This is a genomic window from Streptomyces roseolus (assembly GCF_014649855.1).
GTDB classification, from domain to species: Bacteria; Actinomycetota; Actinomycetes; order Streptomycetales; family Streptomycetaceae; genus Streptomyces; species Streptomyces roseolus.
Genome location: NZ_BMTV01000008.1, coordinates 180631 through 200234, shown reverse-complemented (window position 1 = coordinate 200234; position 19604 = coordinate 180631). Strand labels below are relative to the sequence as shown.

General features: G+C 68.0%; 10 protein-coding genes and 3 tRNA genes. 7 read left to right on the top strand and 6 right to left on the bottom strand.

Annotated features, from left to right (window positions below; translation table 11 throughout):
- Positions 1 to 14: 14 nt before the first annotated feature.
- Together IE245_RS12185 and IE245_RS12180 are read right to left on the bottom strand one after the other, a co-directional pair.
- Entirely contained in the window at positions 15 to 626 is a 612-nt protein-coding gene (locus tag IE245_RS12185) for an SMI1/KNR4 family protein (protein WP_189946823.1), read from the bottom strand.
- Positions 623 to 8323 (bottom strand): golvesin C-terminal-like domain-containing protein, encoded by a 7701-nt coding sequence (locus tag IE245_RS12180; RefSeq protein ID WP_229851245.1) that lies wholly within the window; start codon positions 8321 to 8323, stop codon positions 623 to 625. Before IE245_RS12180 ends, IE245_RS12185 begins: the two co-directional genes overlap by 4 nt.
- Positions 8324 to 9573: 1250 nt before the next feature.
- Between IE245_RS12180 and IE245_RS12175 the strand changes: the two genes are divergently transcribed.
- Together IE245_RS12175 and IE245_RS37685 are read left to right on the top strand one after the other, a co-directional pair.
- Positions 9574 to 10116 (top strand): hypothetical protein, encoded by a 543-nt coding sequence (locus IE245_RS12175; RefSeq protein WP_229851232.1) that lies wholly within the window; start codon positions 9574 to 9576, stop codon positions 10114 to 10116.
- 241 nt (positions 10117 to 10357) lie between these two features.
- Complete coding sequence (locus IE245_RS37685; RefSeq protein ID WP_189946821.1) at positions 10358 to 11965, top strand: peptidoglycan recognition protein family protein; 1608 nt, start codon at positions 10358 to 10360, stop codon at positions 11963 to 11965.
- A 75-nt stretch (positions 11966 to 12040) separates the two neighbouring features.
- Here the strand turns inward: IE245_RS37685 and IE245_RS36870 are convergent, their stop codons facing one another.
- The gene (locus IE245_RS36870; RefSeq protein ID WP_229851231.1) at positions 12041 to 12616 is read right to left on the bottom strand and encodes a L,D-transpeptidase family protein; all 576 of its coding nucleotides are present in this window, start codon (positions 12614 to 12616) and stop codon (positions 12041 to 12043) included.
- On the opposite strand from IE245_RS36870, the gene IE245_RS36865 reads away from it, so the two are divergent.
- Positions 12597 to 13040 carry a hypothetical protein gene (locus tag IE245_RS36865; RefSeq protein ID WP_229851230.1) on the top strand — a complete coding sequence of 148 codons (444 nt, stop codon included), beginning with the start codon at positions 12597 to 12599 and terminating at the stop codon, positions 13038 to 13040. The two genes, IE245_RS36870 and IE245_RS36865, sit on opposite strands and share 20 nt — an antisense overlap.
- Before the next feature lie 493 nt (positions 13041 to 13533).
- Here IE245_RS36865 and IE245_RS12160 read toward each other — a convergent pair.
- The 3 genes from IE245_RS12160 to IE245_RS12150 all read right to left on the bottom strand — a co-directional run bounded on the left by IE245_RS12160 (position 13534) and on the right by IE245_RS12150 (position 13934).
- Positions 13534 to 13607 (bottom strand) — tRNA-Ile (locus tag IE245_RS12160).
- A 176-nt stretch (positions 13608 to 13783) separates the two neighbouring features.
- Positions 13784 to 13856 (bottom strand) — tRNA-Asn (locus IE245_RS12155).
- A gap of 5 nt (positions 13857 to 13861) precedes the next feature.
- A tRNA-Asn gene (locus tag IE245_RS12150) sits at positions 13862 to 13934 on the bottom strand.
- A gap of 147 nt (positions 13935 to 14081) precedes the next feature.
- Here IE245_RS12150 and IE245_RS12145 point away from each other — a divergent pair.
- From IE245_RS12145 to IE245_RS12130, 4 genes are read left to right on the top strand one after another with little or no spacing between them, the layout of a single operon-like run.
- A complete protein-coding gene (locus IE245_RS12145) occupies positions 14082 to 14396 on the top strand; it encodes a YtxH domain-containing protein (protein WP_189946820.1) in 315 nt (104 codons plus the stop codon).
- 35 nt (positions 14397 to 14431) lie between these two features.
- Positions 14432 to 15880, top strand: coding sequence for a xylulokinase (locus IE245_RS12140; protein WP_189946819.1), 1449 nt, complete (start codon positions 14432 to 14434; stop codon positions 15878 to 15880).
- Positions 15881 to 15922: 42 nt separating this feature from the next.
- Entirely contained in the window at positions 15923 to 17656 is a 1734-nt protein-coding gene (locus tag IE245_RS12135) for an ABC transporter ATP-binding protein (protein ID WP_189946818.1), read from the top strand.
- On the top strand, positions 17656 to 19584 hold the full coding sequence (locus IE245_RS12130) for an ABC transporter ATP-binding protein (protein WP_189946817.1): 1929 nt from the start codon (positions 17656 to 17658) through the stop codon (positions 19582 to 19584). The genes IE245_RS12135 and IE245_RS12130 overlap by 1 nt, the downstream gene beginning before the upstream one ends.
- The last annotated feature ends 20 nt before the right edge of the window (positions 19585 to 19604 follow it).

Genomic DNA, 19604 nt, shown 5'->3' with positions numbered 1-19604 from the left:
GATTCAGCAGGCTTCTAATCGATAATCCCTTCCCATGGATTCCTGCCGGACTCCCTGATTCGTCGCTGTTCCGCATGCGTCAGGAACCTGGGAGAGGCATGGCCGGAATTAAGCTCCAGGGAGAGTGGATAGTCGTCGAAGTCATCCACGATGAGCCTGCGCAGGAATTCGGCCATTCCGCAGGGGTAGAGAACCCACTCGTCCTTTGAGTGGATACGTACCACCACCGGCCACAGATCCGGATTTTCGTCCTGGGCAAGCCAGCACAGCAGATCCGCGCCTGCACTCACTCCCCAAGTAAGGAGAGATTCCGCGCCTGCTGTCACTCCCTCGGGCTTCGCCACGGCGTCGTCGTCCCACTCGTCCTGGGCGAGCAGGGTTTCCTCTTCCATCTCCCCGTACGGGCGACCCTCGGCGGAGATTTCCGGCACCATCAGGCTGAGGTGACTATCCATCGAGCCTGCCCCGTAAACCGCGGCAAACTCCTTGAAGTCCGTGGGGAACCGTAGACCCCACGCCCGCTCTACGCGCGGCCAGTCAACCACTTCACCCGCGCCTTCATGAGGCGGCATCAGCCGCCTGAGCGCATCCATCGAGGGGCTCCCTTCCTTGTCGCCGATCATCATGGCATGCTCCCTGTCGGGACTGGCATCTGGGTGCCGAAGTCCCACTGGGTCCCCAGATTGAATCCCCCTCCCGCAGAAATGTCCAGGTCATTCATGACCAGATCATTGAAGAGAGTGCCAGCGGGCTTCCCGTCCTGGTTCCACAATTCCGCGCTCAAGTCGTACCGGAACGGGACAGTGCGAGTGCCGCTGTACATAGGGGTCACCTTGTAGAGAACCGTGTACCCATCACTGGCGTACTGCTTCACCTGTCGTTCGAAGTAGCGCATGTTGGGCACCTGACGGTCCCGGCCTCGCGTGTAGGTGTTCGCAGACCTGGAGCAAGCGGACAGATTCTCCGGCCGCTCTCCATCACCACCCAGGATGTCGGCAAACAGGTGACAGGCGTTGATCTTCTTGCTGGAATCGTACCCCCAGTGATCGGCGAACCCCTTGGCCCAGAAGTACCCCTTCGTCTTCTTCACGTTCGCCTTGGACCCGACATGCGAAGCCAGAAATGCCTTGTCGACGCACATGCTGATTCCAGAAGGGCGGCCCAGCGAATCCAGCTGACCGTAGTCCTCTGCCCTTCCACCGTTCTGCTGGTGACAAGAAGCGTTCTGCGACGTCGTAGTACCGCCTCCGCCACCCCCCGAAGGGCTGCTGGACCACACGGTGAGCAGGTCGAGCACCTTGCCTAGGAGGAACGCGAAGCCGAGGCCCCCTCCGGTCGAACCCGTGCGTATCCGGTCGCTCGTCTGGTCCATGCAACCCGGGCCGATGCCCGTTTCACAGGCGACGTGACCATCGATCTCTACGCCACTGATGGGGTTTCCACCTGTGAAAGCGTATCGATTACCGGTGTACGGGTCCGCACCGAGGTCCATGTCGGCCAGAGCCCCGTTGTACATGTCTCGGGTGGTGAAGCGATTGAGCCCCGGGGAGTAGTCGCGGAAACCCATGTCGTAGGTGCCCGACTGAGCGTCCCACCGCTTGGAGTTGAAGCGATAGGGGTTATAGACCTCCTTGGTGGGATCGGCGGCTACTGGAGTGTCGATTCCAGTGAACTCAGGCGTGTCATCGCTGCCGTAAGCGGTGTAGCCGTACGTCGCCTTGGTGTCGCCGTCCTTCGTGGTCAGGGTCTCCACATCGGTGTGGCTGTTGTACCCGTAGTAGCCGTCCTCGGTGGTGCCGTCCGAGTTGTGCTTGACCTGGGAAAGCCGCTCACCCCACGGGCTGTACTGGTACGACTTGGTCAGGACGCCGGCAACCTCTTCGTTGAGTACCTCGTTGGACAGACCGAGGTAGGTGAAGTCGGTGGTCTTGCCGTCGGCCGTCTTTGAGACGGTGCGGTCGAGCGGGTCGAAGGCGTACTTCGTGGTCTTCATGGAGCTGCCGTCGAACCTGCCGCTCTCGACGACATGGTCGAAGCCGTCGTACACGGTCCGCTCGATGACCTGCCCACCGCTGGCTACGGACTCCAGGCGGCCGAACGGATCGTAGGTGTAGCTCGCGGACACGCCCGACGTGGTCGCGCTCAGCAGCCGGTTCCGATCGTAGGCGAACGTCGTGGACGTCCCCTTGACCGTCTGGCTGATGACGTTGGCATTGTCGTCGTGGATGTAGACCTCCGTGCCCGCGCCGTTGCCCGTCTTGACCGACTTGGCGAGGCGGTTGGCGGGGTCGTAGGTGTAGTCGGTGGTGGAGTCGAGGTACGCCGCGTGGTTGTCGGCGTTCATCTTCTTCGCCACGTCCTGCGTCTTGTTGCCGTTGGCGTCGTAGGCGTAGGTGTGTGTGGAGACCAGGGTGCCGTTGGCCTTCTTCTCGGTCTGGGTCCTGAGGGCCGCGCTGAGGTAGTAGGTGTAGTCGACCGTGTTGCCGTTAGCCTTTGTCTCCCGCAGCTTCTGACCGCGATCGGTGTAGGTGTATCCGGTGACCTTCGGGTTGGCGTCGGTCGACGACTTGCCGACGGAAACCGACTTGACCAGCTCCCGCAGATCGTAGGTGTACTCGGAGAACTGATCAGGATGCGTGACCGTCTCCACCTGACCGTTGGCGTCGTAGCTGTAAGAGGTGGACTTCTTCTCCTGGCCGGCGAGTGCCTCAGTCACCCGCTGAACCTGGTTCAGTCCGGTGTAACTGATGGTGTACGCATCAATCTTGGCACCGGACGAGGTGTCGTCGATCGAGGTCAGGTTGCTGTTGGCGTCGTAGGCGTAGGTGAAGGTCTTCTTCTCGTTGTCAGCCTCTCCTGTGACATCGCGAACGAGCTTGACACCATCGGCGACGACCGCCCCCGCACTGTTCTCGGACAGCCGGAGTCGGGCGCTGTTGCCCTGAGCGAAGGTGTACGAACCGAGGCTCACCCAAGTACCGGAGCCGACGGCTTGGTCGACGGTCTTTTCAGTGGTGCCGCCGGAGTGCGTCACCTTGTATTTCGCCGTCGTCGTCGCCCCAGCGACCCTGGGGTACTTGACATAGGCGGTGTAAGAGCCTTCCTTAGGGATGTTGAGCGTCCAGTCGAAGGTGTCCGTACCGGTGCCGGCAGCGTGAACCTTGTGGTCATAGCCCTGTTGCCCAGTCAGGTCGGCACTGGTCCACGTCCCAGTAGCGGAAGTGTTCTGGGTGTCCGAGTTGTCGACCAGCACGACCGCGCTGCCCACAGGCACGCCGTCGTCCGACTTGGACCTCAGCTTGCCGTCGGGGAAGTAGGACCAGCTCATGGTCCGGTTCGACGAACCGCCGGCCGAGGTCAGTGTCCGGACGGTCTGCTTGCCGAGTTCGTTGTACTCGTAGGTCGTGGTGATGTCCCACGGATCCGTGGACGACCGGGGCCAGCCGTTGTCGAAGTAACTGTAGGTCGTGTCGTTGCGGACCGTCTCGCCTTCCGACGGCGGCAGCGAGGTCTTCGCCACTCGGCCCACAGCATCGTAGGCAGTCTCCGTGTACACATCCGCCTTGTTGTAGCGGGTGTCCGCCGGGTCGAACGGCTGGAACTGCTTGACCGGGCGGTTCAGTGCGTCGTATTCGGTACGGGCGGTGAAGTCGTCCGCGGCCACAGTGTCCACACCACGCGGGGTGATCACCTTAGTGGGGTTGCCGACCTGGTCGTACTCGTACTTCGTCGTCCGGTACGTGATGCTGGGGCTGCTGCCCGTATACGGGACCTTGATCTGCGTCTTGTTGCCGCGCTCGTCGTAGGTGACCTCCGTGGTGTTGTTCTCAGCGTCTGTGGTGGAGACGACCAGCGAGTCCTTGTCGTAGGACCGGCCGGTCGTCTTGCCTGCCGCGTCGGTGACAGTGGTGACCCGGTGGTTCAGGTCGTAGGCGGTCTTCGAGGTGTAGTCGGTGGTGTCTGAAGTCTCGTTCTTCTTGGGGTCGACGACCGTGGTGACGTTGCCGACGTTGTCGTACTGATAGGAGATTCTGTCGCCAGCGGAGTTGACCACCGACGTGAGCTGGTAGATCTCGTCGTAGAAGCTCGTGGTCCGGTAATCGTTCGGGTCGGCCGTGGTCAGCGAACCCTTCGCCTCAGTCGAAGCGACGAGATTGCCGACCTTGTCATAAGCGAAGCCGGTCCTCCGTTCCTCCGACGTCGCCGAGTCCTTGGGCGCGGTGGCTTCCTTGACCTGGTCCGCAGCGTCGTAGACAGCCGTGGACACAGCGCCGTTGGGCGCGGTGGAGGTGACGACGTTGTCGTTGGCGTCATACGCTGGCGCCGGCGTCGTGATCAGAACACCCGCGCTCTGATCCTTCGGCACGGACCGGACCAGCGGACGACCGAACGTGTCGTACGTCTGCGTGGTCCTCTTCCCCAGCGCGTCGGTGACCTCGGATACCTGGCCACGGGCGTCGTAGACGAACGACGTGGACTTGTTCAGGGCGTCCGTGATCGTCGCCGGGTATCCGGTCGGGCCGAAGCCGCCGAACGTCGTCGGGTTGCCGTTGGCGTCCGTGGCCTTCGTCTGCTGCCCGTACGCGTCGTACTCGTACGTGGTCGTGTAGTCACCGGCCACGGATGTGGTGGCGACGCCCTTGGGGTCGGTGACCGTCTTGAGGTTGCCGTAGGCGTCGTAGGAGAACTGCCACTGACGGCCCTCGGGCGAGGTCTTGGTGGACAGATCAGCGGAGTAGCCGTCCAGACGGGTCTGGTAGCTGTACCGCTGCGAGCTCGCCGGATAGGTGCCGGGTGCGCATTCGGCGGGCGCGGGCACGCCGGCCTTGTTGTTCTCGGCGTCGCGTGACCAGAGCGGGTAGCCGGTCTTCTGGTCATAGCAATACGCGGTCTTGGCCCCGTTGGCCTCCTCCAGGTACGTGACGTTGTTGTCGGCGTCCCACGACATCTTCGTGGTCTGCGACTTCGCGTTGGTCGTCTGAACCGGACGGCCGAAGTCGTCGCTCACGTAGTCAGTGGTGTGCGCCTCGGCGTCGGTGACCTTGGTGTCGGTGAACTTGGTGTTCGTGGCGTTCGCCGCGTAGGTGAAGCTCGTGGCGCCCTGGAGACGGTCGGTGATCGTCTTGGTCCACCAGTGGTACCTCGGGTCGTCGCCCACCTGCGGCGCGTAGTACGCAAGCTGGGTGGCGTTGCCGCGCGGATCGGTCGCCTTGACCAGCTTGACGTTCTTGTTGCCCTGCGTGGCGTCGTAGGTGAACCTGAAGTCCTTCGGCTGGCTGGAGCCGATGCCGTCGGTGATCTGGCCGAGCAGGCCCTTGTCGGTGTAGTAGAAGGAGATCTTGCGGCCGGAGATGTCCGTCATGGACTTCACGTGGTCGTAGATCTTGGTGTTGGTCAGATTCGAGCCCGTGACCTTCGCGCCCAGGTCGTTGATGTACTCGTAGGACGCGTCACCCTTCTTGTAGTAATCGACGGTGAGCGTCTGTCGGCCGGCCGGGTCCGTGATGTAGGTCAGGAACTTGGTCGGCTTGTTGTTGGACTTGCGCTCCTCGTAGGTGAACGTCTGCGTGTTGCCGTTCTTGTCCACCGTCGAGGTCATGTAACCGTCGCAGCCGAACAGGAACCGGGTGCCGTCCGGGCGCGTGAACGTCCAGGCGTCGGGGACCGGGTCCTTGGTGGGCTTGCAGTCCAGGCCCGCCTTCATGGTGACCTTGTAGTGGACGCCCGCCGGGGCCTTCCACGTGCTGTCCGCCTGCTTGCGGAAGACGTGCGTGGTGCCGTCACCGTCCGGGAGCCGGATCTCCGTCGGGTTCGGGTTGGGGTGGAAGTCCAGCGGCGCGCCGAGCCGGATCGGGCCCGCGGCCTGCATCGACCAGCCGTGACCGGCGACCGTGTCGGAGGTGTCCTGCGAGTTGTAGGCGAACCGGGCGAAGGTGCTCAGTCCGCGGCCCGGGTTGGTGAAGGCGTTGTACTGCCAGACGCTGTTGCCGGAGGCCAGGTTGTTCATGACCGTCGACCCGGCGCCGGTGTTCTTGCCGGTGTAGCTGTAGAACTTCTCCATGCCGAGGCTGTTGGAGGTGGGGTCCTCGACCGCCACGTTCTGCTTCAGCGACGGGATGCCGCCGGTGCCTGCGGACAGCCAGCTGCCGTCGGAGATCTTGCGGACGTCCCAGCCGAGCACGTACTCGTTGCGCTTGTTTCCCGAGTCGGAGTTGATCGGGGTGGCGACCTTCGCCTGGATCGTGGCGGACTTGCCCGGCAGCAGGGCCGGAATCGCCGTCTTGAGCTGGTTGCCGCCGGTCGTCACGTCCGTGCCGTCGGGGAGCTTCCAGGTGTAGGACAGCTCCCGCTCACCGGCCGCCCACGCCGCGGGCGTGGTGTTGGTGACCGTGAACTCCACCGTGTACGTGGTGTTCGGCGTCATCCGGGCCGGGGTGGTCGGCGCGTAGTACGTGTCCTCGGTGGTCGAGTCGACGTAGATGACCTGCATGTACGGGCGCAGCTGGGGGTCGGAGGCCTCGGCGGACAGGAACAGGGTGCGCTCCTGCGGGCCGGCGGTGGTCTCGTCCTTCAGCTTGACCAGGACGCCCTTGTTGTTGGTGGGGGTCTTGACCCAGGACTGCATCAGTCCGGTGGCGTCCCACCAGTGGCGGCCTACCTCGTCGGTGATCTGCGGGACGGTGTCGGAGACAGTGGCGGAGAAGTCACCGCCTGCCGTGGTCCACGGGGTGGTGGAGTTGGCGTTGTTCCACGTGGCCTGGGTCTCGGTGAAGTCCCGGGTCAGGGAGTGGAGTTCGTAGATCGCGCCGTTGGTGGTGCTGGTGGTCTCGGCGCCCCACATGTACATCTTGTTCTCCAGCACCGTGGCGGTGGTGGGGATGGCGGTGGTGGGGAACTTCAGGACGGCGCGGGTCTTGCCGTACGTGCCGGAGTTGTTGCCGACGCTCAGCCAGGTCTGCGCCTTGCCGGAGACCAGACCGTCGTGGTTGACGGTCGGCTGCTGCGAGGAGAGCGTGGTGTCGACCTGGCCGGCCTGGATGATCCGCATGGTCCGGCCGGCCTTGGGGATTCCCACGATGCGGGTCGGCGAGCCGAGCAGCTGCCCGTTCTTCGTCTTGACCGCGAGCTGGTAGTAGTACGACTTCCCGATCTCGCTGGAGGAGGAGTCCGGGGTCGGCACCGCCGTGGTGTCCGTGTACGCGGTGGTGCCCGTCGGGATCGGGGCGATCAGCGTCGCGGCGGACGGCGTGAAGACCTGCTGCGTGGAGCGGTGCAGCTGGTATTCGACGATGTCCAGACCGGTGTCACCGCTGACGTTGGCGTACGCGGGCCACGAGAGCTCCGGGCCGGTCGAGTGGACCACGGTCGGCGAGTTCAGCGACGTGCCGACCGCCCCGTAGGTCACCGTGAGGCGCGGGTAGGTGGACGTCTCGCCGCCGTAGGCGTTGCCGTCGGCCGCCTCGTAGCGCGGGCCACCGGTCGGGGCGGTGGCCGACTCGTCCTTGGCCTTGAGCACGAAGCCGTGGTTGGCGGCCGTGCCCGAGACCCACTTCTGGACCGTGTCGGCGACCGGGAAGTCGTGCCACTTGTTGTAGTCCCAGGCAGCCTTGGTGATCTCGGCCGGGTTCACCAGGCGCACCGAGTCGGCCAGCGTACGGGTCGTGGCCGAGCCGGTGTCACCCAGGACGATCTTCCCGGCAGTCCCCTTGGCGAAGCTCAGCTCCGCCGCGTCCAGGGTCTTCCACACGCCACCCGTACCGGTCTGGTTGACCGTGTAGTTCTTGGTGCCGCCGTTGTGGGTGACGGTGTACGGGGCGGCCGTGGCCGCGTCCGCCGCCGCCGGGTAGTGCACGTCCACCCGGTAGGTGTCGCTCTCCGGGACCCTGGGCTGCCAGGTGTACGACTCGCCCGTGAGCGCGTTCTTGTTGTACGCGTAGTCGTCGTTGGTCGCCGCACCGCCGGTCGTGGTGCCGCGCGGCCACTCACCGACCGCCGCCGTACCGGCGTCACCGTCGTCCAGGGCCACCGTGGTGCCGGACAGCTCGCCCACCAGCGCGCTGGTGTTGGACCAGGTCGCGGGCGTCGTGCCCGCTTCGCTCCATGAACCGGTGGCCCGGTGTGCTTCGAGGGCGACCGTGTTGCCGTTGGTGGTGTGCGACTGGTCGTAGTACAGACTCAGCCGGGCCGCGTCGACCTTCACCCCGGCCGGGATCTCGTTCAGCGGGAACTTGATCAGGGAGCGGGCGATGCCGGTGTCGGTCTTGCCGACCGACAGCTTCCAGGTGTTGTTGAAGTTCACCCCGGGCTGGTCCGACAGGACCATCGTGTCCTCGGAGGCCGAGGCGAGCGGCGTGATCGTGATCGTCGGGTCGATCACGACCGGGTACTGGCGCTCCTTCGCCGCGAGCCACTTTGCGTCGGGCGTGAGGGTCAGCTTCCAGCCCTTGCCGTCCGTGTCGCGGCTCAGCTTCTGGGTGACCGCGGTGCTGTACGTACCACCCGTGACCGACTGCGGATCCTTCTTGGCGTCCGTCATGTACGGAGCCGGGATCACCATCACCGGAGTACCCGGGACCTCTCCGAAGAAGGCGACCGAGCCGTCCTCGCGGGTCTTCGGTGTCAGGCCGCCCTCGGTGTCCAGGGTGAAGGTGAACGACACCGGACCGGCCGGGCGTTCGGTGAGGACGATGTCCTCCTTCACCTGGCCGTTGCCGACCCGGTACGAGAGGTCCGCGCCGGCGACGGCGTCCTTGTAGAGGACCCGGTCGCCCTTCGCCTCCGGCTTGAGCGCGCCGGCACCGGACAGGCCGAACGTGACCGCCCCGCCGCTCTCCGCCTCGAAGCGCATGAACTTCTCCGCGTCGGAGCCGAACCAGCTCTTGCCGGTGTTCGCGGTGTTGGCGAAGTCGAAGCCCTTGTCCTGGGTGGCGCGCACGGTGGTCTCGACCGGCTTCCAGGACTTCCCAGACCTGTACGACGTCGGCACCGCCGTCAGCTCGGCCTCGATCCGGCCGTCGGAGAGCTGCCAGTAGCGCGCCTGCGACGTACGCTTGGCCGTCAGCTCCTTGACCCGCTTCGCCTTCGGAAGCTTCTCACCCTTCGGCAGCTTCTCCCGGCTGGGTATCTCCAGCGCTCCGCCGACCGGGGGCTCGGTCGTCTCCTCGTCGTCCTCCGAGAACCAGCCGGCGATCGTGTCGAAGACACCGGGGCCGTCGTCCGTGGACGACGACGGTTGAGCCGCATAGGCGGCCTGCGGCAACAACGTGCCCGCCACCGCCGATACGACCAGACAGGAGAGGAATCTCCTGTGTGGAACTTTCACCACAATACCTTTCGGTATCGACGCACCCGCATCGCTGTACGCGAAATGGGCATGCCGAACGAGCCGGAGCGGATTTTTCCGCCCGGCTTGGAGCAGTGCGAGCCGACCACAAGAAGCAGAAGAACGCGAACTCGCGGAGCTGCGGGGGCTTTCTAACCAGCCTTGTGAAAGCAAGTCAACCCTGGTGACATTAGGGACAATCGCACGCTCCGAAGAGGTGCCGTTCGCCCGTTTTCTCCGCTCGCTCGCGCGTGGACGTCGACATGATGTATAAACGCCCGGTTCATCCGTCAGTCCATCGAAAGCCGGGCTCTTTCATGTCGTCCAGCGAAATCGCGGCGAACACCGCACAGCAGGAGAGCGAACACGAGAGCACCGAGGGCTCGCCGGACCGACGAGGGCTGCTGGTCGCCGGAGTCGTGCTGCTCGCCTGCCTCGGGCTCGTCGGTTACGGCGCGCTCGACACCGATGAGCACCCGAAGCCGCAAGCCGCGCCCACGGCCGAGGTGACGTATGAGGTCACGGGGACGGGAACCGCCGAGATCTCCTATCTCGCCCGCAGCGAGGACGGCACGGCAACGGTCGAGAAGGACGTCGCTCTCCCCTGGAAGAAGTCCGTCCGGGCACCCCTGGGCAAGACCCCGACCGTCGCCGTCGTCCTCGACGGAAAGGGCGGACAGGCGGCCTGCACACTGGCGATCCGCGGCAAGCATGTCCAGCGCGCCACCGCAATGGGAGAGTTCGGGCGGGCCACGTGCTCCGGCGGCCTGCTCTCCGACGACGAGAAAGGGTGACACGTCACTTTTCGGAACACCCGGTGTCCGGTTCGCACGCACAGGTGCACCAGACCAGGCGCGTCTTGCACAACCGCTGAACCGTGCGGTGGGAATACAGGGTTCGAGCTCCCACAATTAGAGATTCGGTTGGCAGTCAAGAATTCCCGAAGCCGTGCTGCCCCCTCGTTTCCCGTTCCATGAGATGAACAACTGACGGCGGCCGGCCGAAGATCGATCAAATGCCTGAAAGGGATGGGACATGAGTCCGAGAGGAGCCCGCGCCAGGCGGGCGAACGGCAAGAAGCACGTGACGTGGCTGGCGGCAGGAGTCGTCGTCCTGGGAGGCACGGCGCTGACCGCCGTCGCCGCCTCGGCAGGTGGCGAGGAGGCCGGGCCCGGTGACGGGACGCACCGGGCGAAGGCCCATGTGCTGGCGCTGGACGGCAAGGACCCGAAGAGGCGCGCGCTCCCGCGTACCGGAACACAGACGTTCTCGCTCGTCGGCGTCTCATGGGAGGACAGCGGCGACACCTTCGAGGGCACCGCTCAGATCCGTACCCGCGAGGCCGCCACCGGCGAGTGGAGCGAATGGCGCGACCTCGACTTCGACGTACGGGCGCCGGAGTCCGCCGAGGGCGAAGAGCCGAGTGTGCGGGGCGCCTCGGAGCCGCTGTGGGTCGGCCCGTCGGACGGGGTCGAGGCACGGGTCGTCGCGGACGGCGAAGAGACCGCGGTACCCGAGGCGCTCCGCCTCGACATGATCGACCCCGGCGAGACCGTCAAGGGCAGGGGCAACGGCGGCATGAAGGGGGGCGGAAGGGGGGGCGTCAAGCCCACCGTCTCCCCCGACGCCACGCAGACCACCCCGGTCGGCGCCGCGCCGGAGACCTCCGGACCCGCGCCGACGACGGACGCATCCAGCACGGCTCCCGGCGACACGTCCGGAGGTTCCGGCGGCGGCGAGGCATCGCAGCCTCCGAGCGAGGAGCCGACGGGTTCGACCGGTACGCCCGAGGACCCGACTCCGTCCGCCAACCCGACCGAATCCACACCGGGCACTGACCCGACGGCAGCACCGACGGACGAGGCCACCGGAACTCCGGCCGGCGGCCCCACCGACGGGCCCTCGACCGAACCCCCCACCAGCCAAGCCCCCGCGAACCCGTCCCCCAGCACGGTGCCCACGCAGGAGCCCACCGGGCCCGCCCCTACCACCGAGCCGACCCAAACCCCCGAACCCAGCACCACCACTCCGACGACTCCGACCATCGTCAGCCGTGCCGGCTGGGGCGCGGACGAGGCGCTCGTCCAGAACCCGCCTTCGTACCTGAACAAGGTGGACGCCGTCTTCGTCCACCACACCGCCGGGACGAACGACTACGCCTGCGCCGACTCCCCGGCCATCATCCGCGCGATCCTCACCTACCACGTGCGGACGAACGGCTGGAACGACGTCGGTTACAACTTCTTCGTCGACAAGTGCGGCACGGTCTTCGAGGGCCGTGCGGGCGGCGTGGACCGGCCCGTCCTCGGCGCGCACACCTATGGCTTCAACAGCTACTCCTCGGGCATCTCCCTGCTCGGCAACTACGAGAGCGGCGGCACGCCGACGGCCGCGGCCCAGCAGGCCATCGCCGACCTCGCCGCCTGGAAGCTCGGTCTGCACGGCGTCGACCCGCAGGCCAAGGTGACCCTCACCGCCGCCGCCGACACCGGCGTGTGGACGAAGGGCCAGGCCGCCACGCTGCACACCGTCTCCGGACACCGCGACGGCTACGCCACCCTCTGCCCCGGCGCCACCCTCTACTCCGCGCTCCCCGGAATCCGCACGGCCGCGGGCGGTTCGCCGTACGCCACCGGAAACTGACGAGCACGACCACCACGAACACACGGCGGCCGGGACCCTGCACAGGGTCCCGGCCGCCTGCCCTCACGCGACGACTCAGCCGATGGCTATCCGCGGGTTCGCCGACGGCTCGACCCAACCCATGAACCGGTCCATCGTCGCCCGCGGCACCGACACGCAGCCGGCCGTCGCGCCGCTGCCGTTGACGTGCAGGAAGATCCCGGCACCGCGGCCGGGAACGGCGGGCCACCGGTTGAAGTCGATGACCAGTGCCTTGGCGTACTGCGTCGGATAGTTGATCAGATGCTCGCTGCCGCGCTCGCCGGACTCGACGAGCGGGAAGTCCGCGCCCTCAGCGGTGTGCATCTGGTTGTAGAACGTCGACTCCGGGTCCTGCACCCACCAGTGACGGTCGTCGACCTTCGTGTACGGCATGGCGGTTCCACCGGACTCGACCCCGAAGCCCTCGGTGATCGTGTACGTGCCCGACGGCGTGGTGGACGTGTTCTGCCGGCGGGTCGCGCCGTCCACGACGCCGTTGGAGCCCACGCGTCCGGCGCTCGTGGAGAACTGCGCCTTCCAGCCGGTCGATCCCTTCTGCCACGCGGTGACGGTGGCGTACGAGCCGCCGGCCTTGACCGTGATGACCTGCGTGGCATTGCCGACGTTCACCGGCACGGGGAAGGCCGGCGCCGCCGCGGGCTCGGACGTCTGCTGTCCGGACCCGCCGGCCGTAGCGCTCGTGGGCTTCGCCGTCGGGGCCGCGCTTCCGGACGGCTTCACGGGGGCAGGGGCGGAGGCTGAGGCGGACGGGGACCTGGGCGCGGGGGCTGAGGTGGAGGGTGACGTCGAGGGTGACGCGGAAAGCGAGGTGGAGGGGGAAGCAGGGACGGAGGCGGAAGCCGTGGCGGAGGCAGACGGGCTCGCCGATGCGGAGCTGCTCTGGGCCTCGTGGTCGCCCAGGTCGGCACCAGGCGCGACGGAGGCCGCGGAGCCGACGGGTTCCTTCTGGCCGCCGCAGGCCGACACGAGGGTCATCGCCCCGATGACGGCCAGAACGGACGCGTACCTACAGGAAGAGCGCAGCACGAAGTGATTCCTCGGTTCGTCAGAACAGCGCGGCACGCACCACCGCGCATCAAGGCGGCCGGTTATACAGGTTCCGCAGCCACAGGTACCAGGCGGCGGACATTGCGGACACGGTCACCGGCGCCCCTGCCGACCTGATGCCCCCTGCGGCCGACCGGTCCGCCTTTGCCTCCCAAGGCGTGATCCGTGAGCTGAGTGATCTACCGGAAGACGGTCTACGCCCGGCACCGAAGACGGCGACAGGCCCACCCGTGGGGTGACAGCAAGCACGCAGAATTCGACACGATGTGCGGCGCGTCACACACAGGAGCCGTGGGATCGCCGTGGGATCATCGACATGCCTCCACGTCAACGCTCCACCCGAAACCGCAGGTCAGGAAGGTCCGGCCCCTGCGAGACAAGCCGAGGGCGCCCGTTTCGCCGCACCGACGCGAGGCGGCCGCTGCACGCGGAAACACCCCTCCAGGGGCGTTTCCGCAGGTCGCAACGTTTTTCTTCGGTGGGGCGGGTGGGACTCGAACCCACGGCCGACGGATTATGAGTCCGCTGCTCTAACCGGCTGAGCTACCGCCCCCGGCGGCGAGGCGCGTACAAGTGTGCGCGCCGTCCTGCCGCAGCATAGCCGCTCATACGATCTCCTGCTCCGGGTGATCGGCACGATCGGTGCTGCTCGACCATGAAGACCGCGGGCGGGGACGGATGGTTCCCGGAAACGCGAAAGAGGACCCCTGAGGGTCCTCTTTCGCTCTGCTCCCCCGACTGGACTCGAACCAGTAACCCTCCGGTTAACAGCCGAATGCTCTGCCAATTGAGCTACAGGGGATCGCGCTCCCCCGACTGGACTCGAACCAGTAACCTGCCGGTTAACAGCCGGCTGCTCTGCCAATTGAGCTACAGGGGATTGCTGCGTTTGCACCGAACGGTCCTGCCCGGGGTCTCCTCGGGCGGCGGGCGCTCGCTGCGAGACATACATTAGCGCAAGCAGGGGGGTGCTCCGCCAATCGGTATCCCGGGACATCCCCAGGGCCCTCCAGGGAAGGATCGCAGCGTGCGGTACAAGCTGACGTTCGTCGCGGGTCTCGCGCTCGGTTACGTGATCGGGACGCGTTCGGGACGCGAGCGGTACGAGCAGATGAAGAAGGCCGCCAAGGAGTTCGCGCGGAACCCCGCCGTGCGGAACGTGGCGGAGACCGCCGCCCAGACCGGCCGCCAGTACGCGGGGAAGGCCGCGCACGTCGTCGGCGACAAGGTGGGCGACCGCCTGCCGCCCGCCGTCACCGACCGGGTGGCCGCGCTGCGCGGTCGCGCCCACGCCAACGGGCAGATCGGGGAGGACGACGACTGGGGCACGAGCAACACCTGAGCCGCGAGCGGCCCGCGTGATGCAGAATCGGTGCCATGGGGATAGTCGCCGGACTCGACAGCTCTTCGGACGCCACGCGCATCGTGGTCTGTGACACGGACACAGGGGCCGTACTGCGGCAGGGGCACGCCCCGCACCCGGTCGACGCCAAGGCCACCGACGTCGATCCGCAGGCCTGGCTGCTCTCGCTCGGGGAGGCCGCGTCCGGCGGCCTCCTGGAGGGCGTGGAGGCCATCGGTGTCTGCGCCCAGGCCCACGGCGTCGTCCCGCTCGACGCGCGGGGCGGCCTGGTCCGCCCCGCGCTCGTCGGCAACGACAAGCGGGCCCAGGTCGCCGCCGCCGACCTCGTCGAGGCCCTCGGCGGGCGCGAGGCCTGGGGCGAGGCCGTCGGCGGTGTCCCCCAGTCGGGGCAGCCGGTCGCCAAGCTCCGCTGGCTGGCCCGGAACGAACCCGAGCACGCCGCCCGGACCGCCGCCGTCCTCCAGCCGCACGACTGGCTGGTCTGGCAGCTCCTCGGCCGCCCGGCCCGCCGCACCACCGACCGCGGCGCCGCCTCCGGCACCGGCTACTGGTCCGCCCGCACCGGCGCCTACCGCCCCGACCTCGTCGAGCTCGCGCTCGGCCACCAGGTCGCGCTCCCGGAGGTCCTCGGGCCCGCGGAGCCCGCCGGCACCACCCCCGAGGGGCTGCTGATCTCCGCCGGCACCGGCGAGACCATGGCCGCCGCCTTCGGGCTCGGCCTCGGCGCCGGCGACGCCGTCGTCTCCCTCGGCGCCTCCGGCTCCGTCATGGCCGTCCACCACGAGGCCTTCGACCGGCCGGGCGCCGCCGTCACCTCGTACGCCGACGCCACCGGCATGCACCTGCCGGTCGTCTCCGTCAGCAACGCCGTCCGCACCCTGCGCGGCACCGCCGAGATGCTGGGCGCCGAGTCGCTGGAGGAGCTCTCCGCGCTCGCCCTGAAGTCCACCCCCGGCTCCTCCGGCCTGGTGCTCCTCCCCTACCTGGAGGGCGAGCGGGTCCCGCACCTGCCGCACGCCGCCGGCACCCTCACCGGGCTGCGCCGCGAGGCGATGAAGCCCGAACACCTCGCCCGGGCCGCCTTCGAGGGCATGCTGTGCGGGCTCGCCGACGCCCTGGACGTGGTGCGCGGCCGCGGGGTCGAGGTCCGGCGGATCTTCCTGCTCGGCGCCGCGGCCGCGCTGCCCGCCGTCCAGGCGCTGGCGCCCGCGCTGTTCGGCACCCAGGTCGTCGTCCCCCAGCCGGCCGACTACGCGGCGCTCGGCGCGGCCAAGCAGGCCGCCTGGGCGCTCGGCGTCGCCCGCGGCACGCTCTCGCCGTCCGCTCCCCCGGCCTGGCAGGGCGCCGCCGCGCAGGTCCTGGAGCCGGGCGAGGAGCTGGCGGTCGGTCAGGCGGTGCGCCAGCAGTACGTGGCGACGCGGGAGCAGATCCACCCGGGGGCGTTCGGCGGCCGAGAGGCCTAAACCAGTCGTAACGCGCGGCGCCCCGGGGCGATAGTGGGAACCGTGCTCATAAGACTTCTCCGAACCCACCTGCGGCCCTATCGAAAACCCATCGCCCTGCTCGTCCTGCTCCAGTTCCTGGCGACCTGCGCGAGCCTCTACCTGCCCACCCTGAACGCCGACATCATCGACGAGGGCGTCGTCAACGGGGACACCGGCTACATCCTGCGGTTCGGCGCGCTGATGATCGGCGTCTCCGTCGTCCAGGTGCTGTGCAACATCGGGGCCGTGTACCACGGCGCGCGGACCGCCGCCGCGCTCGGCCGTGACGTGCGCGGCGCCGTCTACGACCGGGTGCAGTCCTTCTCGGCGCGCGAGCTCGGGCGGTTCGGCGCGCCCTCGCTGATCACCCGCACGACCAACGACGTCCAGCAGGTCCAGATGCTGGTCCTGATGGCGTTCACCCTGATGGTCTCCGCGCCCATCATGTGCGTCGGCGGCATCGTGATGGCCCTCGGCCAGGACGTGCCGCTCTCCGGCGTGCTGCTCGCGGTGGTGCCCGTGCTCGGGATCTCCGTCTCGCTCATCGTCCGGCGGATGCGGCCGCTCTTCCGGACCATGCAGGAGCGGCTCGACACGGTGAACCGGGTGCTGCGCGAGCAGATCACCGGCAACCGCGTGATCCGCGCCTTCGTGAAGGACGGGTACGAGGAGGAGCGTTTCCGCGGCGCCAACGGCGAGCTGACCGACGTGTCGATGTCGACGGGCCGGCTGATGGCGCTGATGTTCCCGACCGTGATGACGGTCGTGAACGTGTCCAGCGTCGCCGTGGTCTGGTTCGGCGCGCACCGCATCGACAGCGGCGGGATGGAGATCGGCGCGCTGACCGCCTTCCTCGCCTATCTGATGCAGATCGTGATGGCGGTCATGATGGCCACCTTCATGTTCATGATGGTGCCGCGCGCCGAGGTCTGCGCCGAGCGGATCGAGGAGGTCCTCGCGACGGAGTCCAGCGTGGTGCCGCCGGCCGAGCCGGTGACGACCCTTGAGCGGCGCGGGCACCTGGAGGTCAGGGCGGCGGACTTCCGCTACCCGGGCGCCGAGGAGCCCGTGCTCCGGGACGTGGAGCTGGTGGCCCGCCCCGGCGAGACCACCGCGGTCATCGGCTCGACCGGCTCCGGCAAGTCGACGCTGCTCGGCCTGGTGCCGCGGCTGTTCGACGTGACCGGCGGCGAGGTCCTCGTCGACGGGGTGGACGTGCGGAGGCTGGACCCGGCGCTGATGGCGCGGACGGTCGGGCTCGTCCCGCAGAAGCCGTACCTCTTCTCGGGGACGGTGGCGTCGAACCTGCGGTACGGCAATCCCGACGCGACCGACGAGGAGCTGTGGCACGCCCTGGAGGTGGCCCAGGCCGCCGACTTCGTGCGGAAGCTCGAACGCGGCCTGGACGCGCCGGTGGCGCAGGGCGGCACCAATGTGTCGGGCGGTCAGCGGCAGCGGCTCGCGATCGCGCGGACCCTGGTGCAGCGGCCGGAGATCTACCTCTTCGACGACTCGTTCTCGGCGCTCGACTACGAGACGGACGCCCGGCTGCGGGCGGCGCTGGCGGACGAGACCTCGGACGCGACCGTGGTGATCGTCGCCCAGCGGGTGTCTACCATCCGGGACGCCGACCGGATCGTGGTCCTCGACGAGGGCCGGGTCGTCGGCACGGGCCGGCACCACGAGCTGATGGCGGCGAACGAGACGTACCGGGAGATCGTGCTCTCCCAGCTGACCGAGGCGGAGGCAGCCTGATGGCCGGTCCTGGCGGACGCATGATGGCCGGGGGCGCCCCGGGCGAGCGGTCGATGGACTTCAGGGGTTCGTCGAAGCGGCTGCTGAGGCAGCTGGCGCCGGAGCGGACCGCGCTCTGGGTGATGCTGGCCGCCGGCGTGCTGTCGGTGGCGGGCGCGGTCGTCGGCCCCAAGATCCTCGGCCGGGCGACGGACCTGATCTTCGCGGGTGTGGTCGGGCGGCGGATGCCCGAGGGCGTGACCAAGGCGCAGGCGCTGGAGAAGCTGCGCGCGGACGGCGACGGCGGCATGGCCGACATGCTGTCCGGGGTGGACTTCACGCCCGGCCGGGGCATCGACTTCGGCGCGGTCGGCGAGGTGCTGCTGCTCGCCCTCGCGGTGTACGTGGTGGCGGGCCTGCTGATGCTGGTCTCCACCCGGATGTCGATCAAGGTGATCAACCGGACCGTGTACCGGATGCGGGAGGACGTCCAGACGAAGCTGTCGCGGCTGCCGCTGTCGTACTTCGACAGGGCGAAGCGCGGTGAGGTGCTGTCCCGGGCGACCAACGACATCGACAACATCTCGCAGACGCTCCAGCAGTCGATGGGCCAGCTCATCAACTCGCTCCTGACGATCGTCGGCGTGCTGGCGATGATGTTCTGGATCTCGCCGCTGCTCGCCCTGGTCGCGCTGGTCACGGTGCCGCTGTCGGTGGTGGTGGCGGCGCGGATCGGCAAGCGCTCGCAGCCGCACTTCGTGCAGCAGTGGAAGTCCACGGGCGCGCTCAACGCGCACGTGGAGGAGATGTACACCGGGCACACCCTGGTGAAGGTCTTCGGCCGGCAGGACGAGGCGGCGAAGGGCTTCCGGGAGCAGAACGAGGCGCTGTACGAGGCCGGGTTCAAGGCGCAGTTCAACAGCGGCATGATGCAGCCGGTGATGTTCTTCGTCTCGAACATCAACTACGTGCTGGTGGCCGTGGTCGGCGGTCTGCGGGTGGCGAGCGGCACGCTCTCCATCGGTGACGTGCAGGCCTTCATCCAGTACTCGCGCCAGTTCTCGATGCCGCTGACGCAGGTGGCGTCGATGGCGAACCTGGTGCAGTCGGGCGTCGCCTCCGCGGAGCGGATCTTCGAGCTGCTCGACGCCGAGGAGCAGGCGCCGGACGCGCCCGCCTCCGAGGAGGAGCGGGACTTCAAGGGCAAGGTCGCCCTGGAGCACGTCTCCTTCCGCTACGAGCCCGACAAGCCGCTCATCGAGGACCTGTCGCTCACCGTGGAGCCCGGCCAGACGGTCGCGATCGTCGGTCCGACGGGCGCCGGCAAGACCACGCTCGTCAACCTCCTCATGCGGTTCTACGAGGTGACGGGCGGCCGGATCACCCTGGACGGCACGGACGTCGCCGCGATGTCCCGGGAGGAGCTGCGGGCCGGGATCGGCATGGTCCTCCAGGACACCTGGCTGTTCGGCGGGACGATCGCCGACAACATCGCGTACGGCGCCACCCGCGAGGTGACCCGGGCCGAGGTCGAGGAGGCCGCGCGGGCTGCCCACGCCGACCGCTTCGTCCGCACCCTGCCGGAGGGCTACGACACGGTCGTCGACGACGAGGGCGCGGGCGTCAGCGCGGGCGAGAAGCAGCTGATCACCATCGCCCGGGCGTTCCTGTCGGACCCGGTGATCCTGGTCCTCGACGAGGCGACGAGCTCGGTGGACACCCGTACCGAGGTGCTGATCCAGAAGGCGATGGCCCGCCTCGCCCAGGGCCGCACCTCCTTCGTGATCGCGCACCGGCTCTCCACCATCCGGGACGCGGACGTGATCCTGGTGATGGAGAACGGCTCGATCGTGGAGCAGGGCACCCACGGGGAGCTCCTCGCGGCGGGCGGCGCCTACGCCCGCCTGTACGCGGCGCAGTTCGCGGAGGCGGTCGCCGAGGTCGACTGACCGGGTGTCCGTCCGCCCCG

Coding starts and splice junctions, on each gene's coding strand:
- IE245_RS12180 (WP_229851245.1), bottom strand. CDS start 8,323: ATGGTCCTGTCGGACCAGCCCGGGGTGAACTTCAACAACACCTGGAAG.
- IE245_RS12185 (WP_189946823.1), bottom strand. CDS start 626: ATGATGATCGGCGACAAGGAAGGGAGCCCCTCGATGGATGCGCTCAGG.
- IE245_RS12130 (WP_189946817.1), top strand. CDS start 17,656: ATGGCCGGTCCTGGCGGACGCATGATGGCCGGGGGCGCCCCGGGCGAG.
- IE245_RS12140 (WP_189946819.1), top strand. CDS start 14,432: ATGGGGATAGTCGCCGGACTCGACAGCTCTTCGGACGCCACGCGCATC.
- IE245_RS37685 (WP_189946821.1), top strand. CDS start 10,358: ATGAGTCCGAGAGGAGCCCGCGCCAGGCGGGCGAACGGCAAGAAGCAC.